Here is a 15,699-nt window from a genome sequence, read left to right on the forward strand (position 1 = left end):
ATCGGCAGGAACCAACTGATCCAGCGTCACCATCTCGAGCGCGGTCTGTTCAGGGGCGGGTCGCTTCAACATGACCCAGTGAATCAAAAACCCCCAGCAAATGCCAGGGGTTTGTCAGCAGTCTGAAAGCCCCGTTTCCGGGGCTTTTCGACTTTCCTCAAGGTCAGTTCTTTCTGGGCAGTTGCGGGACGAGACTGCGCTTGCCGCCGTCCTTGCCCTTGGCTTCGGGCTTCTGCGCCACCAGCTTCTTGGCCGCCGGCTTCTTCGCCACGGCCTTTCTGGGCTTCGGCGTTTCTTCCGGCTCTTCCTTCTTCGGCTTCACCGGCGCCTCGTCGGCGAGCGATTCGAGCTTCAGGCCGGTCTCGCCGGTTTCCTTCTTCTCGACGGTGACGCGCACCGTGCCGCCCTTCTTGAGCTTGCCGAACAGCACCTCGTCGGCCAACGGCTTCTTGATGTGCTCCTGGATCACACGGCCGAGCGGCCGCGCTCCCATGCGCTCATCATAGCCCTTGTCGGCGAGCCAGGCGATCGCATCCGCCGACAGGTCGAAGGTGACGCCACGCTCGGAAAGCTGGGCCTCGAGCTGCATGACGAACTTCTGCACCACCTGATGGATGACCGGCACCGGCAGCGAGCCGAACGGGATGATCGCATCGAGCCGGTTGCGGAACTCCGGCGTGAACAACCGGTTGATCGCCTCGACATCGTCGCCTTCGCGCTTGGTCGAGCCGAAGCCGATCGCCGCGCGCTGCGCATCCGACGCGCCCGCATTGGTGGTCATGATCAGGATCACATTGCGGAAGTCGATCTGCTTGCCGTTATGGTCGGTCAGCTTGCCGTGGTCCATCACCTGCAACAGGATGTTGAACAGGTCCGGATGCGCCTTCTCGACCTCGTCGAGCAACAGCACGCAATGCGGATGCTGGTCGACGCCGTCCGTCAGAAGACCGCCCTGGTCGAAGCCGACATAGCCCGGAGGCGCGCCGATCAGCCGCGAGACGGTGTGGCGTTCCATATATTCCGACATGTCGAAGCGGATCAGCTCGACGCCGAGCGACGCGGCCAACTGCTTGGCAACTTCGGTCTTGCCGACGCCGGTCGGACCCGAGAACAGGTAGGAGCCGATCGGCTTCTCCGGTTCGCGCAGGCCGGCACGCGCCAGCTTGATCGCCGAGGTCAGCGCGGTGATCGCGGTGTCCTGGCCATAGACGACGCGCTTCAGCTCGATATCGAGGCCCTGAAGCACCTTCTCGTCGTCGGCCGAAACCGTCTTCGGCGGGATGCGGGCCATGGTGGCGATCGTCGCCTCGATCTCCTTGATGCCGATGGTCTTCTTGCGCTTGGCTTCCGGCACCAGCATCTGCGAGGCGCCGGTCTCGTCGATCACGTCGATCGCCTTGTCCGGCAGCTTGCGGTCGTTGATGTAACGTGCCGACAGTTCCACCGAGGCCTTGATCGCCTCGTTGGTGAACTTCACCTTGTGGAACTCCTCATAATAGGGCTTGAGGCCCTTCATGATCTCGATGGCGTCCTCGATGGTCGGCTCGTTGACGTCGATCTTCTGGAAGCGCCGCACCAAGGCACGGTCCTTCTCGAAGAACTGCCGGAACTCCTTGTAGGTGGTCGAGCCGATGCAGCGGATCGCACCCGATGACAGCGCCGGCTTCAACAGGTTGGACGCATCCATGGCGCCGCCTGATGTCGCCCCTGCCCCGATGACCGTGTGGATCTCATCGATGAACAGCACGGCACCGGGATAATCCTCGAGCTCCTTGACGACCTGCTTCAGCCGTTCCTCGAAATCACCGCGATAGCGCGTGCCGGCGAGCAGCGTGCCCATGTCGAGCGCGAAGATGGTGGCGTTGTGCAGCACTTCGGGAACGTCGCCCTCGACGATGCGCTTGGCCAGGCCCTCGGCGATCGCAGTCTTGCCGACGCCGGGGTCGCCGACATAGAGCGGGTTGTTCTTGGAGCGGCGGCACAGCACCTGGATGGTGCGGTTGATCTCGGATTCGCGGCCGATCAGCGGGTCGATCTTGCCGGCCTTGGCCTTGTTGTTGAGATTGACGCAATAAGCCGTCAGCGCATCCTGCTGCTGCTTCTTCTTGCCGCCTTCCTCTTGCGGCTCGGCGCCGTTCTGGCCGCCCTGCTCGTCGTCCGCACCGCGCGGCGAGCGTGTCTCTGACGCGCCCGGACGCTTGGCAATGCCGTGCGAGATGTAGTTGACCGCGTCGTAGCGGGTCATCTGCTGTTCCTGCAGGAAATAGGCGGCATGGCTCTCGCGCTCGGCGAAAATGGCGACGAGCACGTTGGCGCCCGATACTTCCTCGCGGCCGGACGACTGCACATGGATCACCGCGCGCTGGATGACGCGCTGGAAACCGGCCGTCGGCTTGGAGTCCTCGTCGTAACCGGTGACGAGGTTGTCGAGCTCGGTGTCGATATAGGTGAGAACCGTATGCTTGAGCTCATCGAGATCGACATTGCAGGCTCGCATGACGGCGGCCGCCTCGGTGTCGTCGATGAGCGCGAGCAGCAGATGTTCTAGGGTTGCATATTCATGGTGCCGCTCATTGGCGAGCGTCAGCGCCTGGTGAAGCGCCTTTTCCAGGCCTTGGGAGAAAGCCGGCATGTTACCTCACTTCTTCTCCATCACGCATTGCAGCGGATGCTGATTCTGTCGGGCGAAATCCATGACCTGGGACACTTTGGTCTCGGCCACCTCGAATGTATAGACCCCGCACTCGCCCACTCCATGATTGTGAACATGAAGCATGATGCGTGTGGCGGCTTCGCGATCCTTCTGGAAAAAACGCTCCAGCACGTGAACCACGAACTCCATCGGAGTGTAGTCGTCGTTGAGGATGAGGACCCGATAAAGGCTGGGCTTCTTGGTCTTGGTTTTGGTGCGCGTGATGACGGCCGTCCCACGGCCGGCCCCATTGCCGTTACCGTCGCCGTCTTGCATTCGCACCACGCGTCTCGTGGCAGTCAAACCTGAAGTCACGTATTCCTGCCTCTTTCGATTCCCCATGCGAGTTCGACATGTAGGTGTTCGATGTACGATTTTAAGCCCTTCTGGTTAGCTGACAATATGGCTAGGTCACCAAACTTGGACGATTTTCGCAATCGTGAAGGGGCGCGAGGCTCTGGAGCGAAAATTGACACGAAAAAGCCCGGCCGCGTTTCCGCGGCCGGGCTTTTTCTCGGGTTCAAAGGCTCAATCTGGGTCACGTCAGGCGAAATCAGTTCGCCCGGGCGAAATTACTTCGCCTTGGCAACGATCGATTCGAATGGCTTGTAAGCTTCCTTGGCGAGTTCGGCATACAGATCGCCGATCTTGGTGGCCTCGGCGACGAACGCCTCATAAGACTGCTTGGCGTAGTCCGACTGGATCTCGATCGCCTTTTCCAGCGACTTGGCTGAAAACAGCTTCTCCACAGTGGCGCTGCCGGTTTCAAAACTCTTCTTGGTGTATTCACCAGCCTCGGTGGCAATCGCCTGCGCGCCCTTGGACAGCGACGCGAAGCTCTTCAATCCGGTGTCGGCGAACTCTTTGCCGTATTTGCTGAAGTCCTCATAGGTCTGGGTCATTTCACGATTCCCTTGACGGTTGAAGCGTCCTTCTTCGGGGCGCCCTTGTGCAATGCAAGATAATATATTGTGCGCCGCACAAAAGTCAAGATTCCGCGGGCTTGCGGGCCCGCCTGCGCAGCCAATGGCTAAAAATCGAATAAAGAGAACCTCAAGCCCGAAGAAAATGGTGAACGCGGCGGTTACCATAAACGGATTGGTAACGCTGCGCCGGTAGCTTGACCGGAAGCGAGGCAGGACCCTTTGCCGCCTCCAACGCAACGAAGAAATCCAAGGGAAGTACCAGTGCGTAAGGCGTTGTTGGGCATCGTTTCCAAATCCACCTCCCCTCTCAAAACGATGATGATCGTCGCCTTGGCGATGACATTCGTTTTTGGCGACGTTGCCTCGTCGCTGGCGGCCAGGCAGGCGGCCATCGTCGTGGATGCCAAGACCGGCAAGGTGCTTTACTCCGCAGATGCCAACGGCAGGCGCTACCCAGCTTCGCTGACCAAGATGATGACGCTGTATCTGACCTTCGAAGCGATGGCGAAGGGCAAGATCAGCAGGAACACGCCAGTGGTGTTTTCCGCCAAGGCCTCCGCCGAGGCGCCGACGAAACTTGGCGTGAAGCCGGGCGGTTCCGTCACGGTCGAGACCGCGATCCTGTCGATCGTCACCAAATCGGCGAACGACTCGGCCACCGCGCTCGGCGAAATGCTCGGCGGCAATGAAACCACTTTTGCCCGCATGATGACCGCCAAGGCGCGTGCGCTGGGCATGAACGGCACCGTATTTAGAAACGCCAATGGCCTGCCCGACCCCGGCCAGTTCACCACCGCGCGCGACATGGCGACGCTCGGCATCGCGCTGCGCGAGCATTTTCCGCAGTATTACGGCTATTTCTCGCAGCGCTCCTTTCTCTACGGACGCAAGCGCATCAACGGCCACAACCGCCTGCTTGGACGTATCAAGGGTGTCGACGGCATCAAGACGGGCTACACCCGCGCCTCCGGCTTCAACCTCGTCTCGTCGGTTTCCGATGGCAATCGCCGCATCGTCGGCGTGGTCATGGGCGGCACCTCGGGCGGCAGCCGTGACAATCAGATGGCCAACCTGATCAACACCTATCTGCCGAGGGCATCGACTCGCGGCGGTGGCGATCTGGTCGCCAAGGCCGGTGGCAATAACCCGATCACCGCCCTCGCCAAGGTTCTTCTGCCCAAGCATGACGCTCCGACACCGGACGACAAGCCTGTCATAGCGCAGGACGATGCCATCGTTGCCGAGGACGCCACGGTCGCCGAAGACGACACCGCGCAGGCCGAGGAAGCAGCTCCCGTCGTCAAGACCAGAAAGGTCAAGACCGTCATCGTTTCAGCCCCCCAGGTCGCGACGGCCCAGGTGGTAGCGGCCTATGCCGAGCCGACGCCGGCGGCTGTCGACCCGGTCAACACCGCGTCGGTGCCGTCGGGCTGGGCCATTCAGGTCGCCTCGTCGCCCAAGCAGTCCGAGGCCCAGGCCTTTCTCGACAAGACCACCAAGCAGGCGCCCAAGGTGCTGGCGGACGCTTCCGGTTTCACTGTCGCCTTCGACAAGGATGGCGTCACCTATTACCGCGCCCGCTTCGGTGGTTTCGGTTCGAAGACCGCCGCCTGGAAGGCCTGTACCGCTTTGAAGAAGAAGAACATCGAGTGCTACGCCGTCCAGCAGTAGGACGGCGTGCAAGCCATCTCCCGGAAAAATTCTGCGTCGAAGGAGACTAGTTGTGATTGGAGAGCAAGACGTCCTTGGCTTCGTTAATCCGCGCCGCCAGGAAAGACGTGCCGCCGACATCGGGGTGCAGGCGCTGCATCAGGCGGCGGTGCGCCTTGCGGACATCCGCCGCGGCGGCCCCCGCTTCAAGACCAAGGACCTTGTAGGCCTCCTCCTTAGTCATGGCGCCCGGACCTGGCGCAACACCCAGCCCTTCGCCACCGTTCGTCTCAGCGTTTTTGCGCCAGACGGGAAATCTGCCGTCAAGATACGTCTCTAGCAGCTGTCGGCTCTCCGGGTCGCTGGAGAGTTCGCGGTAGAGGTGTTGCAATTCCGCCAGCCCCATCGCGCCAAGCATCTTGCCTTCGTGGCGGCCAGCCAGGACCAGTCCTTCGAGGCCGCCGGTATCGTGATCGAGCTCCATTTCCAATGCCGCCGTGCGCACCGTCGAGCGTTTGCCCGGGGCAAGGCCGGCCGGCTGGCCTTTCATTCGCATGGAACCATACCAGGCAATTGCCCCGGTGAGAATCATGCCGCCGATGCCTTCACGGCCGACCACAAGCACGGCGACGCCGACAACTGCCAGAAGAGCCGGCCCGAGCGTTCGCAGCGTGCTCGCCAGTTTCGCCGGCTCGGCACGCAGAAAGATCGTCACCGCGCCGAGAAGCAGCAGAAGCAACGCTACAAAAGCGATGATTGCGCCCATTATTTTCCGCCGCCCCGCAGATGCTCGATCATCAGCCGGTCTTCCGGCCTGCCCCTGGCTTCGAGCGCCTTCAACCCGCCGGTCGCATACACGGCGACGGCCGAAAGCAGCCCTGCCAAGGTCGCGGCAGCCCGCCGATCAAATCGGAACCAAGCCCCCTTGGAAAGCCGCGCAATCTCTTTGAACGCCTTTTCCGCGCCGGAATCATGGCCTTCCTGAAACACGAAGACAGGAACGCCATGAAGGCCGAGGCTGCCGGCCTTTTCGGCCAGATCGTCGATATTCTCTTCCATCGCGTCGCCGATGTAGACCAGCGCATTGACCTTGGCGGCCGCCGTCTGTTTCAGCGCATGCGTCAGGACCTTTCCGATCTGGGTGTGGCCGCTGCGGCATTCGATCCGCGTCATCAGCTGCTTCAAGGCATTGGTGTCGCTCACGAAAGCCGACGAACGGCACTCGCCGAGGCCGCGAAAATAAACCAGTTGCACGCTGAGGGTTCCGGCCTTGCCGACTGCGTCGAACATCTGGCCCTGCAGCGTGCAGGCCAGATCCCAGGTCGGCTGGCGGCTCATCGTCGCGTCGAGGGCAAGGATCAGCCTGCCCGAACCGGTCGCCGACGCGGCAAGTGTCCTCGCCTGACGAATGAAGGCGTCGATCTCGCCGGCGTTGGATTGAGGCTTGACCGGCGCAGGACTGGTCCTCGCTGGCACAGGCTGCTTCTTATCACTCATGAAAAACAAGATGTGGCGTTGCCACATCGCTTGCAAGCCCCACATCGGGCGGTGCAAAGGGCCAGGCGGTGATGCCACCTGGGGTCAGAGCAGACCGAGATCGGCCAGCTCGCGCCTGAGTTTCGGCGGCATCTCGATCAATCCGGCCTTGCCCTTGCCCAGATCGAGCGGCGCGTCCGCCGGTTTCAGGTAGCGCCAGCCCTGAAAAGCCCGGCGCGGCTGCCAGTCGGTGCGTACAACCTCGGGGTCGAGTATCAGATGGCAACGGCCTATGCCTTCACTGTCGGTGAACGGCCGGATTTCGGTGATCAACTGGCGGCACTGCACATTGCCTTTGATCACCCAATAGAGCGAACCGCCATCGGTAACCTCGGCGCCGCGTGTCGGCATCATGCGGGTGGTGTGATACTGCTCGACCGGCTCACCGGCGCGCCGCCGCTCGTCGAGGCGGAAGGCGATCCACTCTTCGAGATCCTCGACGCTGTCGCAGCCGACACAGAGTTTTATGAGATTGAGAGACATCGCTTAAGGTTAGTCCCGCACGCGAACGCGTCAACGACCGGATCGACTTCTCCACAGCGGCGGTTTAGGCCAGCCTTCAGCACTCCACGACGTTGACTGCAAGCCCGCCAAGGCTGGTTTCCTTGTACTTCTCGTTCATGTCGAGGCCGGTCTGGCGCATGGTCTCGATCGCCGCATCGAGCGGTACGAAATGGATGCCGTCGCCCTTGATGGCCAGCGACGCGGCCGTCACCGCCTTGACCGCGCCCAGCGCATTGCGCTCGATGCACGGCACCTGAACCAGACCACCAACCGGATCGCAGGTCATGCCGAGATGATGTTCGAGCGCGATCTCGGCGGCATTCTCGACCTGTTCGGGCGTACCGCCCATGACGGCGCACAGGCCCGCTGCGGCCATCGCCGACGCGGAGCCTACCTCACCCTGGCAGCCGACCTCGGCGCCCGAGATCGATGCGTTGGTCTTGATGATGCCGCCAACGGCGGCAGCCGTCAGCAGGAAATCACGAATGCTCGGCTGGTCCGCCTCGGGATGGAAATGCAGCCAGTAGCGCAGCACCGCCGGCAGCGTGCCGGCAGCGCCATTGGTCGGCGCGGTGACCACGCGGCCGCCGGCGGCATTTTCCTCGTTCACGGCCATGGCGTAGATCGACAGCCAGTCATTGGCGAGCAAAGGATTGGGCTTGTTCTGCTGCCACTGCTCCTGCAGCTTATCGTGCAGCATGCGGGCACGGCGGCGCACCTTCAGCCCACCCGGCATGATGCCATCCTGCGACAGGCCACGGTCGATGCAGCCCTTCATGGCGCTCCAGATTCCGTCGAGGCCGGCGTCGAGCTCCTCGCGCGTCATCTGCGTTTCCTCGTTGACGCGTTTCATGTCGGCGATGGAAAGACCGCTTTTGCCGGCCATGGCCAGCATCTCGACCGCATTCTTGAACGGATAAGGCACTTTCTTGCCTTCGGTTGTCACCGAACCCTTGGCTTTCATCCGCTGCAGTTCTTCTTCGGAAACCACGAAGCCGCCGCCGATCGAATAATAGATCCGCTTGAGCAGCAGGCGGCCGCCGGCGTCATAGGCGTAGAACGCCATGCCGTTGGCGTGACCGGTGAGCGGCGTCTTGCGGTCCAGCACCAGATCGGTGGCCGGATCAAAGCGATAGGAGGGATGGCCGGGCGGCGAAATGCGCTTTTCGGCGGCGATGCGGCTGGCAATGCCATCGGCCTGGTCGGGATCGACCGTCTGCGGCGTCAGACCGGCAAGGCCGAGCATGACGGCGCGATCACTGCCGTGGCCAATACCGGTGTAGGCGAGTGACCCGTGCAGGCTTGCGCCAAGCCGGTCGACCTTGACGCCCGCCGGACGCGGCCAGTCATTTCCCGCGACCTCGTCGAGAAACCGCGCAGCGGCGGTCATCGGCCCCATCGTGTGCGAACTCGACGGTCCTATGCCGATCTTGAACAGGTCGAAAACCGAAAGGAACACGCGGCGTTGTCTCCTGGAGTCAGGTCGAGGACTACATATAGGAATTCCCACGATGTTTCCGCTCTTTTGGAAATCGCGGCGCTGCACCCGCCGACCTTGTTTGCTCCGGCAGCGACATTGGTACGATCGCTGTATGCGGACATCGAAGCGATTGCGCTGAATGTGATAAATTCAGTCCATGGGCGATTCCCTCGATCTTTCGACAGCCGATCTCGCGGCGCTGGCCTTCTTCCTCGTCGCGTGGCTGCTGCACACGTTCGCCTCCGACGGCAAGCTGGTCAGCCGCATGTCGCTGACGACGGCGATGAATGCACAGCGGCAAGCCTGGATGCGGACCATGGCCGAGCGCGAGATCCGCATCGTCGACACCGCCATTATGAGCGGGCTGCAGCAAGGCACCGCCTTCTTCGCCTCCAGCTCGCTGATCGCGATCGGCGGCTGCTTTGCCTTGCTCGGCGCGTCCGACCGGGTTCTTGAAGTGCTCAGCGACCTGCCCTTGGGTGGCGCGCCGTCGCGCGCGGCTTTTCAGATAAAGGTGTTCGGACTGGTGCTGATCCTGGCGTTTTCGTTCTTCAAATTCGGCTGGGCGTACCGGCTGTTCAACTATTGCACGATCCTGATCGGCGCCGTGCCGATCCCGCATGGCGAAGCCTCACGCAATCCTGTCACCGAAACGGCGGTGTGGCGTGCGGCGCAAATGAACATGCTGGCCGGAAAGCACTTCAACTCCGGCCTGCGCGGGGTGTTCTTCTCGATCGGTTATCTCGGCTGGTTCGTCGACCCCATGGTGTTCGTGTTGTCGACGCTGTTGCTGCTGGCCGTTCTGGTGCGGCGCCAGTTCTTCTCGGCCGCCAGGCAGGCGGTGATCGGTCAGCCGCCTGGAAAAGGCTGATCGATCCGGCCAGACAGCCAATAGGCAAAAAGCCCGATCCATTCGCGGATGGCCATGGTGGTGGCCTGCAGTGAGTCGGCCGGATTATCGCGGAACAGCCCGATGCCTTCTTTGCCCGAGGTGCGATAGTCGACCGGCCAGGGAACGGTGGCGAAGCCGGCCTTGTCGAACAGCGCCTTGGCGCGCGGCATATGGAAGGCTGAGGTCACGAGCAGCCAGGTCTCGCCGGGCTTCGGCGTGACCAACTCCTTGGTGAAGACCGCGTTCTCATAGGTGTTGCGGGATTTGTTCTCCAGGATCAGACGATCGGCGGCCACGCCAAGCGCGGTGAGCAGGCGCGGCGCGGTTGCGGCATCGCCCTCGCCATCGAGAAACAACGCGCCGGTGCCGCCGGAGACGACCACCTTGGCGGTGGGAAAGCGCCGGGCCAGAACTGCGGTCTCGACCATCCGATCGCCGCTGCTGTTCAACTCATAGCCGCCCCGCGCCAGATTGATGGCGCCCTCAAAGCCGCCGCCGAGCACGACGATGCCGTCGACCTTTGCCGGCAGCGGCGGGCGCGCGAAGCGCTCTTCCAGCGGATTGAGCATCATGGCGCCGAGCGACGTCCAGGCTGACAGCGCAAGGATCAGAAATGCCAGCAAGCTGCCGGTGGCCGCCAGCCGCCGGCGCCCGATCATGGCCGCGAGCAGTCCCGCCAGCAGCAGGAAGATCGCCAGGTTGAGCGGCTGGATGAAGAACCAGAAGATCTTGGACAGGTAGAAGAACATCGCTCACCCCATTGCAGCGCCGCGCGGGCGTGGGCGCTCAAAGGACGCTAACACTTTGATTTTGCGCAGGATCCTTCCGAAAATCGATTCCGACTTTCAGGGCATGCGCTAGACGAGCGACGTCCCTACCACCACTTCTCCGGCTGGAACGTGCCTGCGGCCTGCTCGATGACGGCGGCGGTCTGGAACAGCGTTTCCTCGTCGAACGGCCGGCCGATCAGCTGCAGCCCGAGCGGCAGGCCCTTGGCGTCGAGCCCGGCGGGTACGGCGATGCCCGGCAGGCCGGCCATGTTCACCGTGACGGTGAAGATGTCATTGAGGTACATCTTGACCGGATCGGCAGCCATGTCCTCATCGGCGACGCCGAAGGCGGCGGAAGGCGTTGCCGGGGTCAGGATGACATCGACGCCGGCGGCGAAGACCGTCTCGAAATCCCGCTTGATCAGATTGCGCACCTTCTGCGCCTGCAGATAGTAGGCGTCGTAATAGCCGGCCGACAGCACATAGGTGCCGATCATGATGCGGCGCTTGACCTCGCGGCCGAAACCGGCGGCGCGGGTCTTCTCATACATGTCGACGATATCCTTGCCCGGCACGCGCAATCCGTAGCGGACGCCATCATAGCGGGCGAGGTTGGACGAAGCCTCGGCGGGCGCCACGATATAGTAGGCAGGCAGCGCGTACTTCGTATGCGGCAGGGAAATGTCAACGATCTCAGCGCCGGCGTCCTTCAGCCAGGCAATGCCCTTCTGCCACAGCGCTTCGATCTCTTCGGGCATGCCGTCGACGCGGTATTCCCTGGGAATGCCGACCTTCATGCCCTTGATGGGCTTGCCGATCACCGCCTCATAATCCGGCACTGGCCGGTCGACCGACGTCGTGTCCTTCGGATCGACTGATGCCATCGACTTCAACAGGATCGCGGCATCGCGCACGTCGCGCGCGATCGGGCCGGCCTGGTCGAGCGACGAGGCGAACGCGACGATACCCCAGCGCGAGCAGCGGCCATAGGTCGGCTTGATGCCGACCGTCCCGGTGAAGGCGGCCGGCTGGCGGATCGAGCCGCCAGTGTCCGTCGCGGTCGCGCCGGCGCACAGGAAGGCGGAGACTGCCGTGGCCGACCCGCCGGAAGAGCCACCCGGCACCAACTGCGCATTGTCCAGGCTGCGCACGGCCCTCGTGCCGCCGGCCGAGACGAAGCCGCCATCGCCCTGATGCGTCGTCGGCATCACCGCAGTATCGAGGCGCGAGCGCCGCCACGGATTGATGACCGGACCATAGTAGGACGTCTCGTTGGACGAACCCATGGCGAACTCGTCCATGTTGAGCTTGCCGAGCATAACGGCGCCGTCGGCCCACAGATTTGACGTAACGGTCGATTCGTAGCGCGGCTTGAACCCGTCGAGCACATGGCTGCAAGCCTGCGTGTGGACGCCTTCGGTGCCGAACAGGTCCTTGATCCCCAACGGAATGCCTTCCAGCGCACCGCCCTCGCCCTTGACCAGCCTGGCGTCGGACGCCTTGGCCATGTCGCGCGCCTTGTCGCCGGTCACGGCGACATAGGCATTGAGCGCCGGATTGGCGCGCTCGATAGCGCCGAGATAGGCCTCGGTGATCTCGGTCGCGGTGATTTCCTTGCCGCGCAGCTTGGCGCGGGCCTGTGAAATCGTCAGCTGGGTCAGGTCGCTCATCAAAGGCTCTTTTCGTAAAACACCGACCACTCAGAATCGGGATAATCCAGCACCGGGCCGCAACGCGAAAACCCGGCGCGTTCGTAGACTGTCCACGCCGCGGGATGACGATCGCCCGTCTCCAGCACCAGTCGCTTCAGTCCCTCGTTGCGCGCCAGCGCCTCGACCCGCTCAACGATTTTCGCGCCGATCTTCTGGCCGCGATGCGACGGCCTGATATACATGCGCTTGACCTCGCCAATGGCGCCGTCATGACGCTTCAGCGCGCCGCAGCCGATGGCCAGGCCTTTATCGCGGGCGATGAAAACCGTCGTGTCCTGACCGGCCATCTGCTCAACCGTCAAATGGTAGCAATGCTCCGGCGGCGTCAGTTCGAGCAAGGTCTCGTTGAGTTCGGTGACCAGCCCGCGCAGGTCGTCCTGGAGCGGCGTCTCAATGGCGATCTCGATTGCCATCGGCGGACTTACTCCACGACCTTCGGCACGAGGAAGAAATTCTCTTCGGTCGCCGGCGCGTTGACGACGATGTCGGCCGCCTTGCCGCCGTCGGTGACGACATCGCTGCGCTTCTTCATGTCCATCGGCGTCACCGAGGTCATTGGCTCGACACCGGAAACATCGACCTCGTTCAGCTGCTCGACGAAGCCCAGAATGGCGTTCAGCTCGCCGGTCATCCGTTCGGCATCCTCTTCGCTCACCGCGATGCGGGCGAGATGCGCGACGCGCTTCACTGTCTGAAGATCTACGGACATGTTTTTGCCTCGGGGAAAACCAGTTCGGGCTATAGCGGCGCCGCGCGCGCTGCGCAACATGCATCGTGCGAGAGGCCAGGCTGTGGCGGCGGCCCGCTCGTCGGCTCTCAGAATACGTCTATGGCAGGGCAACGCCCTCGCACAGATAGTAGCTGCCGCTGTTGCCGCTTGCTTCGCTTTCGTCGTCGACGGGCCGAACCGACACGAGATCGATCTGCTTCGCGTTCATTTGCGTCACCGAGAGAACGTCGGGAAAGACATAACCCGGTTCCTGGCAGATGGCCGTCACCGCCCAGCTCGGCGAAGCCGTCGCCTTGCTGATCTGCAGAAACTCGCAATTGTATTCGACGCTTTGCAGGCCGTACGCCGAAAGCACGATGTTGCCGGCGTCGATCAGCGTTTGCAGCGTGCCCTTCTTGGCCTGTTTGCAAAGCTCCTCGGACTGAAGGTAGATGCCTTCGATGAAATCATCCGCAGCGAGCGCGGGCGACGCCGCGACCAGTATGGAAACGCAAAAAGATTGCCTCAAAGCCATGGTTTTATTCCATTTTGGCTGCTTCTAAATCGTAATCGTCTCGCCAATCTTGGGCAAAGCCACCTTGATGCCGGATCCTTCCAGGCCGGCCTCGAACTTGTCGGCGGTCGGATCGATCATCGGAAAGGTGCCGAAATGACAGGGAACCACGGTGTCGAATTTGAAGAAGCGCCGGCAGGCAAGTGCCGCCACCGCGCCGCCCATGGTGAAGCGGTCGCCGATCGGCACCAGGCCGATCTTCGGCTCGTGCAGCTCGTTGATCAGCGCCATGTCGGAAAAGATGTCGGTGTCGCCCATGTGGTAGAGCGTCCTGTCTTCCGGGAAATGCAGGACGAGGCCGCCCGGATTGCCGAGATAGGTGTTCTGGCCACCTTCGCCGGGGAACGAGGATGAATGCAGCGCCTGGACGAAAGTGGTGGTGAAGCCGCCGCAATCGACGGTGCCGCCGATGTTGCCCGGGTTGATCTTCTTGTCGCTGGCGCCCTTGCCGACCAGGTACATGCAGATCTCGAAATTGGCGACTAGCTGGGCGCCGCTTTTGCCAAGCACTTCCAGCGCGCCGCTGATGTGGTCGCTGTGGCCATGCGTCAGCAGTACATGCGTGATTCCCTCCGCCGGTCCCTCCCAGCCGCCCGTCCAGGACGGATTGCCGATCAGATAGGGATCGATGAGGATCTTGGCATCAGCGGTCTCGATGCGAAAGGCCGAGTGGCCGTACCAGGTCAGTTTCATGAATGCATTCCTCGATTTTTGTCTTGCCAAAGGATAGAACGCCGACGGCCCCGAGATCAAAGGGTTACTGTGTCCACCACGCGTTTGACAAAACACGTGGTGGTGAAAGGCGAAGGACGGCCGGTGGGCATTATCACGATCGAGGAATTGCCGGCGCGGCTGACCGGCGGCAAGACGCTGGCGGGACTTGACCTCGGCGACAAGACGATCGGCGTCGCGGTCTCGGACCAGAGATTTTCCTTCGCCCATCCGCGCCCGGTCATCATGCGAAGGAAATTCTCGCTCGATGCGGCGGTGCTGCTCGCCTTGCTGCGGAAGGAGAATGCCGGCGCGGTGGTGATTGGGCTGCCGATCAATATGGACGGTTCGGAAGGTCCGCGTGCGCAGAAATCGCGCGCCTTCGTTCGCAACATGGCCCAGATGAGCGACCTGCCCTTCGTGCTCTGGGATGAAAGACTATCGACGGTCGCGGCCGAAAGGACGCTGATCGAGATGGATTTCTCGCGCCGCAAGCGCGCCGGCAAGATCGATTCGGCGGCAGCCGCGTTTATTCTGCAGGGAGTTTTGGACCGGCTTCAGTCGCTCCACGCATCCGCTCGAACGGAACCGGACCCGCCCAGCGCTGTTTGACCCAGCCGGCGATTTCGCGGCGACGGCGGAAAGCCCAAAGCGCCATCAGCAGCAACCCGTCGAAGACGCACGTCTTCGCCACCATGCCGGGAATGATCGCCGGATCGATGCCGAGCATCTGACCATAGAGCTGGAAGAAGAAGTCGTGCATCTGTCGGCTGAGCATCGTGTAGCCGAAATTGATGTCATTGGCCGACAGATAGAACCAGCCCCAGAAAATCGCCATCGGCGCCGCCCAGAACCCAAAGATGTAACGCATCAGCGGCCTCCCCTGTGATTGGAGCCGGTCTTGGAGACCGTTCGGCCTGATATGAGTGAGAGCAGCGAATTGTGAGCCGCGGCTTTTGCCATGTCATGCGCGACGGCATGGATCTCGCTTTCGCCGGAAGCCGCTGCCGCAACCACGGACCGCCGCTCGGCAAGCATGGCGACGTAGGACGCCAGAAGTGCCGTCAGCTGCACGGCAACTGCCATGAACAGCCCGTTGATGCCTTGCGCGGCACCTCCGATGACGATCAGCGACAACATGCCGGACGCGCTGATGAAGGCGATGCGGGCGACGCTGTCGGCGCCGGGACTGGTCGCGTCGTTGACCAGGGCTTCGACAAAGGCCCAGAAAAACAGAACCGCGACGACAAGCAATGCGGTGGCGAGCGGCGCCACGACAACGAAATTGTCGAGGTCGACGAAGCGGGTACCCTCGATTGTGGTGCCCAGCACGCCGAGTGCCGCCGCCACACCCCGGTTTCCGTCGATGCAGATGAGCGCAAGCAGGGCGAAAACAATCGCCCAGTGCAAGGCCAGAAAAGAGGTCAGTACCTGTCGCATCGGTGTTCCTGCTTCGCAAAGCAAGAGACGGCCAATCTGAACCATTCCCTGCTCGCGCCGGGACAGTGGGCCTTGCCGTCCGCCATCGCAACGGAAACCATTT

General features: G+C 62.3%; 18 protein-coding genes. 3 read left to right on the forward strand and 15 right to left on the reverse strand.

Going from position 1 to position 15,699, the window contains the following annotated elements:
* Window positions 1-163 precede the first annotated feature (163 nt).
* From clpA to NP503_RS17460, 3 genes are all read right to left on the reverse strand, one after another.
* Complete coding sequence (clpA, locus tag NP503_RS17450; RefSeq protein WP_127258970.1) at window positions 164-2,632, reverse strand: ATP-dependent Clp protease ATP-binding subunit ClpA; 2,469 nt, start codon at window positions 2,630-2,632, stop codon at window positions 164-166.
* 6 nt (window positions 2,633-2,638) lie between these two features.
* Window positions 2,639-2,968: an ATP-dependent Clp protease adapter ClpS gene (clpS, locus tag NP503_RS17455; RefSeq protein ID WP_023812950.1), complete on the reverse strand. Its 330-nt coding sequence runs from the start codon at window positions 2,966-2,968 to the stop codon at window positions 2,639-2,641.
* Window positions 2,969-3,264: 296 nt separating this feature from the next.
* Window positions 3,265-3,594, reverse strand: a complete 330-nt coding sequence (locus NP503_RS17460; RefSeq protein ID WP_013531776.1) for a phasin family protein — start codon at window positions 3,592-3,594, stop codon at window positions 3,265-3,267.
* Window positions 3,595-3,879: 285 nt separating this feature from the next.
* Here NP503_RS17460 and NP503_RS17465 point away from each other — a divergent pair, with 285 nt between their 5' ends.
* Window positions 3,880-5,289, forward strand: a complete 1,410-nt coding sequence (locus NP503_RS17465; protein ID WP_127269294.1) for a D-alanyl-D-alanine carboxypeptidase — start codon at window positions 3,880-3,882, stop codon at window positions 5,287-5,289.
* A gap of 46 nt (window positions 5,290-5,335) precedes the next feature.
* Here the strand turns inward: NP503_RS17465 and NP503_RS17470 are convergent, their stop codons facing one another.
* The 4 genes from NP503_RS17470 to NP503_RS17485 form a co-directional block, all read right to left on the reverse strand.
* The gene (locus NP503_RS17470) at window positions 5,336-6,034 is read right to left on the reverse strand and encodes a DnaJ domain-containing protein (RefSeq protein ID WP_127272505.1); all 699 of its coding nucleotides are present in this window, start codon (window positions 6,032-6,034) and stop codon (window positions 5,336-5,338) included.
* Window positions 6,034-6,765: a VWA domain-containing protein gene (locus NP503_RS17475; protein ID WP_164749086.1), complete on the reverse strand. Its 732-nt coding sequence runs from the start codon at window positions 6,763-6,765 to the stop codon at window positions 6,034-6,036. The genes NP503_RS17470 and NP503_RS17475 overlap by 1 nt, the downstream gene beginning before the upstream one ends.
* A gap of 84 nt (window positions 6,766-6,849) precedes the next feature.
* Entirely contained in the window at window positions 6,850-7,287 is a 438-nt protein-coding gene (locus NP503_RS17480; protein WP_013531780.1) for a DUF1489 family protein, read from the reverse strand.
* 76 nt (window positions 7,288-7,363) lie between these two features.
* A complete protein-coding gene (locus tag NP503_RS17485) occupies window positions 7,364-8,767 on the reverse strand; it encodes an L-serine ammonia-lyase (protein WP_127269560.1) in 1,404 nt (467 codons plus the stop codon).
* Window positions 8,768-8,945: 178 nt separating this feature from the next.
* On the opposite strand from NP503_RS17485, the gene NP503_RS17490 reads away from it, so the two are divergent.
* The gene (locus NP503_RS17490) at window positions 8,946-9,659 is read left to right on the forward strand and encodes a DUF599 domain-containing protein (RefSeq protein WP_027161543.1); all 714 of its coding nucleotides are present in this window, start codon (window positions 8,946-8,948) and stop codon (window positions 9,657-9,659) included.
* Here the strand turns inward: NP503_RS17490 and NP503_RS17495 are convergent.
* The 6 genes from NP503_RS17495 to NP503_RS17520 all read right to left on the reverse strand — a co-directional run bounded on the left by NP503_RS17495 (window position 9,638) and on the right by NP503_RS17520 (window position 14,138).
* A complete protein-coding gene (locus NP503_RS17495; RefSeq protein WP_127276740.1) occupies window positions 9,638-10,429 on the reverse strand; it encodes a YdcF family protein in 792 nt (263 codons plus the stop codon). The genes NP503_RS17490 and NP503_RS17495 overlap by 22 nt on opposite strands.
* Before the next feature lie 125 nt (window positions 10,430-10,554).
* Complete coding sequence (locus NP503_RS17500) at window positions 10,555-12,120, reverse strand: amidase (protein WP_127272495.1); 1,566 nt, start codon at window positions 12,118-12,120, stop codon at window positions 10,555-10,557.
* A complete protein-coding gene (locus NP503_RS17505; protein WP_127271852.1) occupies window positions 12,120-12,575 on the reverse strand; it encodes a GNAT family N-acetyltransferase in 456 nt (151 codons plus the stop codon). The genes NP503_RS17500 and NP503_RS17505 overlap by 1 nt, the downstream gene beginning before the upstream one ends.
* Before the next feature lie 8 nt (window positions 12,576-12,583).
* A complete protein-coding gene (gatC, locus tag NP503_RS17510; protein WP_127272494.1) occupies window positions 12,584-12,871 on the reverse strand; it encodes an Asp-tRNA(Asn)/Glu-tRNA(Gln) amidotransferase subunit GatC in 288 nt (95 codons plus the stop codon).
* Window positions 12,872-12,989: 118 nt separating this feature from the next.
* Complete coding sequence (locus NP503_RS17515; protein WP_127271676.1) at window positions 12,990-13,406, reverse strand: hypothetical protein; 417 nt, start codon at window positions 13,404-13,406, stop codon at window positions 12,990-12,992.
* 24 nt (window positions 13,407-13,430) lie between these two features.
* Complete coding sequence (locus NP503_RS17520; RefSeq protein WP_127271675.1) at window positions 13,431-14,138, reverse strand: metal-dependent hydrolase; 708 nt, start codon at window positions 14,136-14,138, stop codon at window positions 13,431-13,433.
* A 123-nt stretch (window positions 14,139-14,261) separates the two neighbouring features.
* On the opposite strand from NP503_RS17520, the gene ruvX reads away from it, so the two are divergent.
* On the forward strand, window positions 14,262-14,768 hold the full coding sequence (gene ruvX / locus NP503_RS17525) for a Holliday junction resolvase RuvX (protein ID WP_023812961.1): 507 nt from the start codon (window positions 14,262-14,264) through the stop codon (window positions 14,766-14,768).
* Here ruvX and NP503_RS17530 read toward each other — a convergent pair.
* Complete coding sequence (locus tag NP503_RS17530) at window positions 14,686-15,027, reverse strand: DUF6105 family protein (protein ID WP_127272493.1); 342 nt, start codon at window positions 15,025-15,027, stop codon at window positions 14,686-14,688. The genes ruvX and NP503_RS17530 overlap by 83 nt on opposite strands.
* Window positions 15,027-15,596: a hypothetical protein gene (locus NP503_RS17535; RefSeq protein ID WP_127269521.1), complete on the reverse strand. Its 570-nt coding sequence runs from the start codon at window positions 15,594-15,596 to the stop codon at window positions 15,027-15,029. Before NP503_RS17535 ends, NP503_RS17530 begins: the two co-directional genes overlap by 1 nt.
* Between the last annotated feature and the right edge of the window lie 103 nt (window positions 15,597-15,699).

The sequence above is a fragment of the Mesorhizobium sp. SEMIA396 genome (genome assembly GCF_024518615.1).
In the GTDB taxonomy this organism is placed as follows: domain Bacteria; phylum Pseudomonadota; class Alphaproteobacteria; order Rhizobiales; family Rhizobiaceae; genus Mesorhizobium.

What these genes read in the sequence shown, in the direction of transcription:
- clpA (WP_127258970.1), bottom strand. Translation starts at nt 2,632, where the DNA reads ATGCCGGCTTTCTCCCAAGGCCTGGAAAAGGCGCTTCACCAGGCGCTG.
- clpS (WP_023812950.1), bottom strand. Translation starts at nt 2,968, where the DNA reads ATGCAAGACGGCGACGGTAACGGCAATGGGGCCGGCCGTGGGACGGCC.
- NP503_RS17460 (WP_013531776.1), bottom strand. Translation starts at nt 3,594, where the DNA reads ATGACCCAGACCTATGAGGACTTCAGCAAATACGGCAAAGAGTTCGCC.
- NP503_RS17470 (WP_127272505.1), bottom strand. Translation starts at nt 6,034, where the DNA reads ATGGGCGCAATCATCGCTTTTGTAGCGTTGCTTCTGCTGCTTCTCGGC.
- NP503_RS17475 (WP_164749086.1), bottom strand. Translation starts at nt 6,765, where the DNA reads ATGAGTGATAAGAAGCAGCCTGTGCCAGCGAGGACCAGTCCTGCGCCG.
- NP503_RS17480 (WP_013531780.1), bottom strand. Translation starts at nt 7,287, where the DNA reads ATGTCTCTCAATCTCATAAAACTCTGTGTCGGCTGCGACAGCGTCGAG.
- NP503_RS17490 (WP_027161543.1), top strand. Translation starts at nt 8,946, where the DNA reads ATGGGCGATTCCCTCGATCTTTCGACAGCCGATCTCGCGGCGCTGGCC.
- NP503_RS17495 (WP_127276740.1), bottom strand. Translation starts at nt 10,429, where the DNA reads ATGTTCTTCTACCTGTCCAAGATCTTCTGGTTCTTCATCCAGCCGCTC.
- NP503_RS17500 (WP_127272495.1), bottom strand. Translation starts at nt 12,120, where the DNA reads ATGAGCGACCTGACCCAGCTGACGATTTCACAGGCCCGCGCCAAGCTG.
- NP503_RS17505 (WP_127271852.1), bottom strand. Translation starts at nt 12,575, where the DNA reads ATGGCAATCGAGATCGCCATTGAGACGCCGCTCCAGGACGACCTGCGC.
- gatC (WP_127272494.1), bottom strand. Translation starts at nt 12,871, where the DNA reads ATGTCCGTAGATCTTCAGACAGTGAAGCGCGTCGCGCATCTCGCCCGC.
- NP503_RS17515 (WP_127271676.1), bottom strand. Translation starts at nt 13,406, where the DNA reads ATGGCTTTGAGGCAATCTTTTTGCGTTTCCATACTGGTCGCGGCGTCG.
- NP503_RS17520 (WP_127271675.1), bottom strand. Translation starts at nt 14,138, where the DNA reads ATGAAACTGACCTGGTACGGCCACTCGGCCTTTCGCATCGAGACCGCT.
- NP503_RS17530 (WP_127272493.1), bottom strand. Translation starts at nt 15,027, where the DNA reads ATGCGTTACATCTTTGGGTTCTGGGCGGCGCCGATGGCGATTTTCTGG.
- NP503_RS17535 (WP_127269521.1), bottom strand. Translation starts at nt 15,596, where the DNA reads ATGCGACAGGTACTGACCTCTTTTCTGGCCTTGCACTGGGCGATTGTT.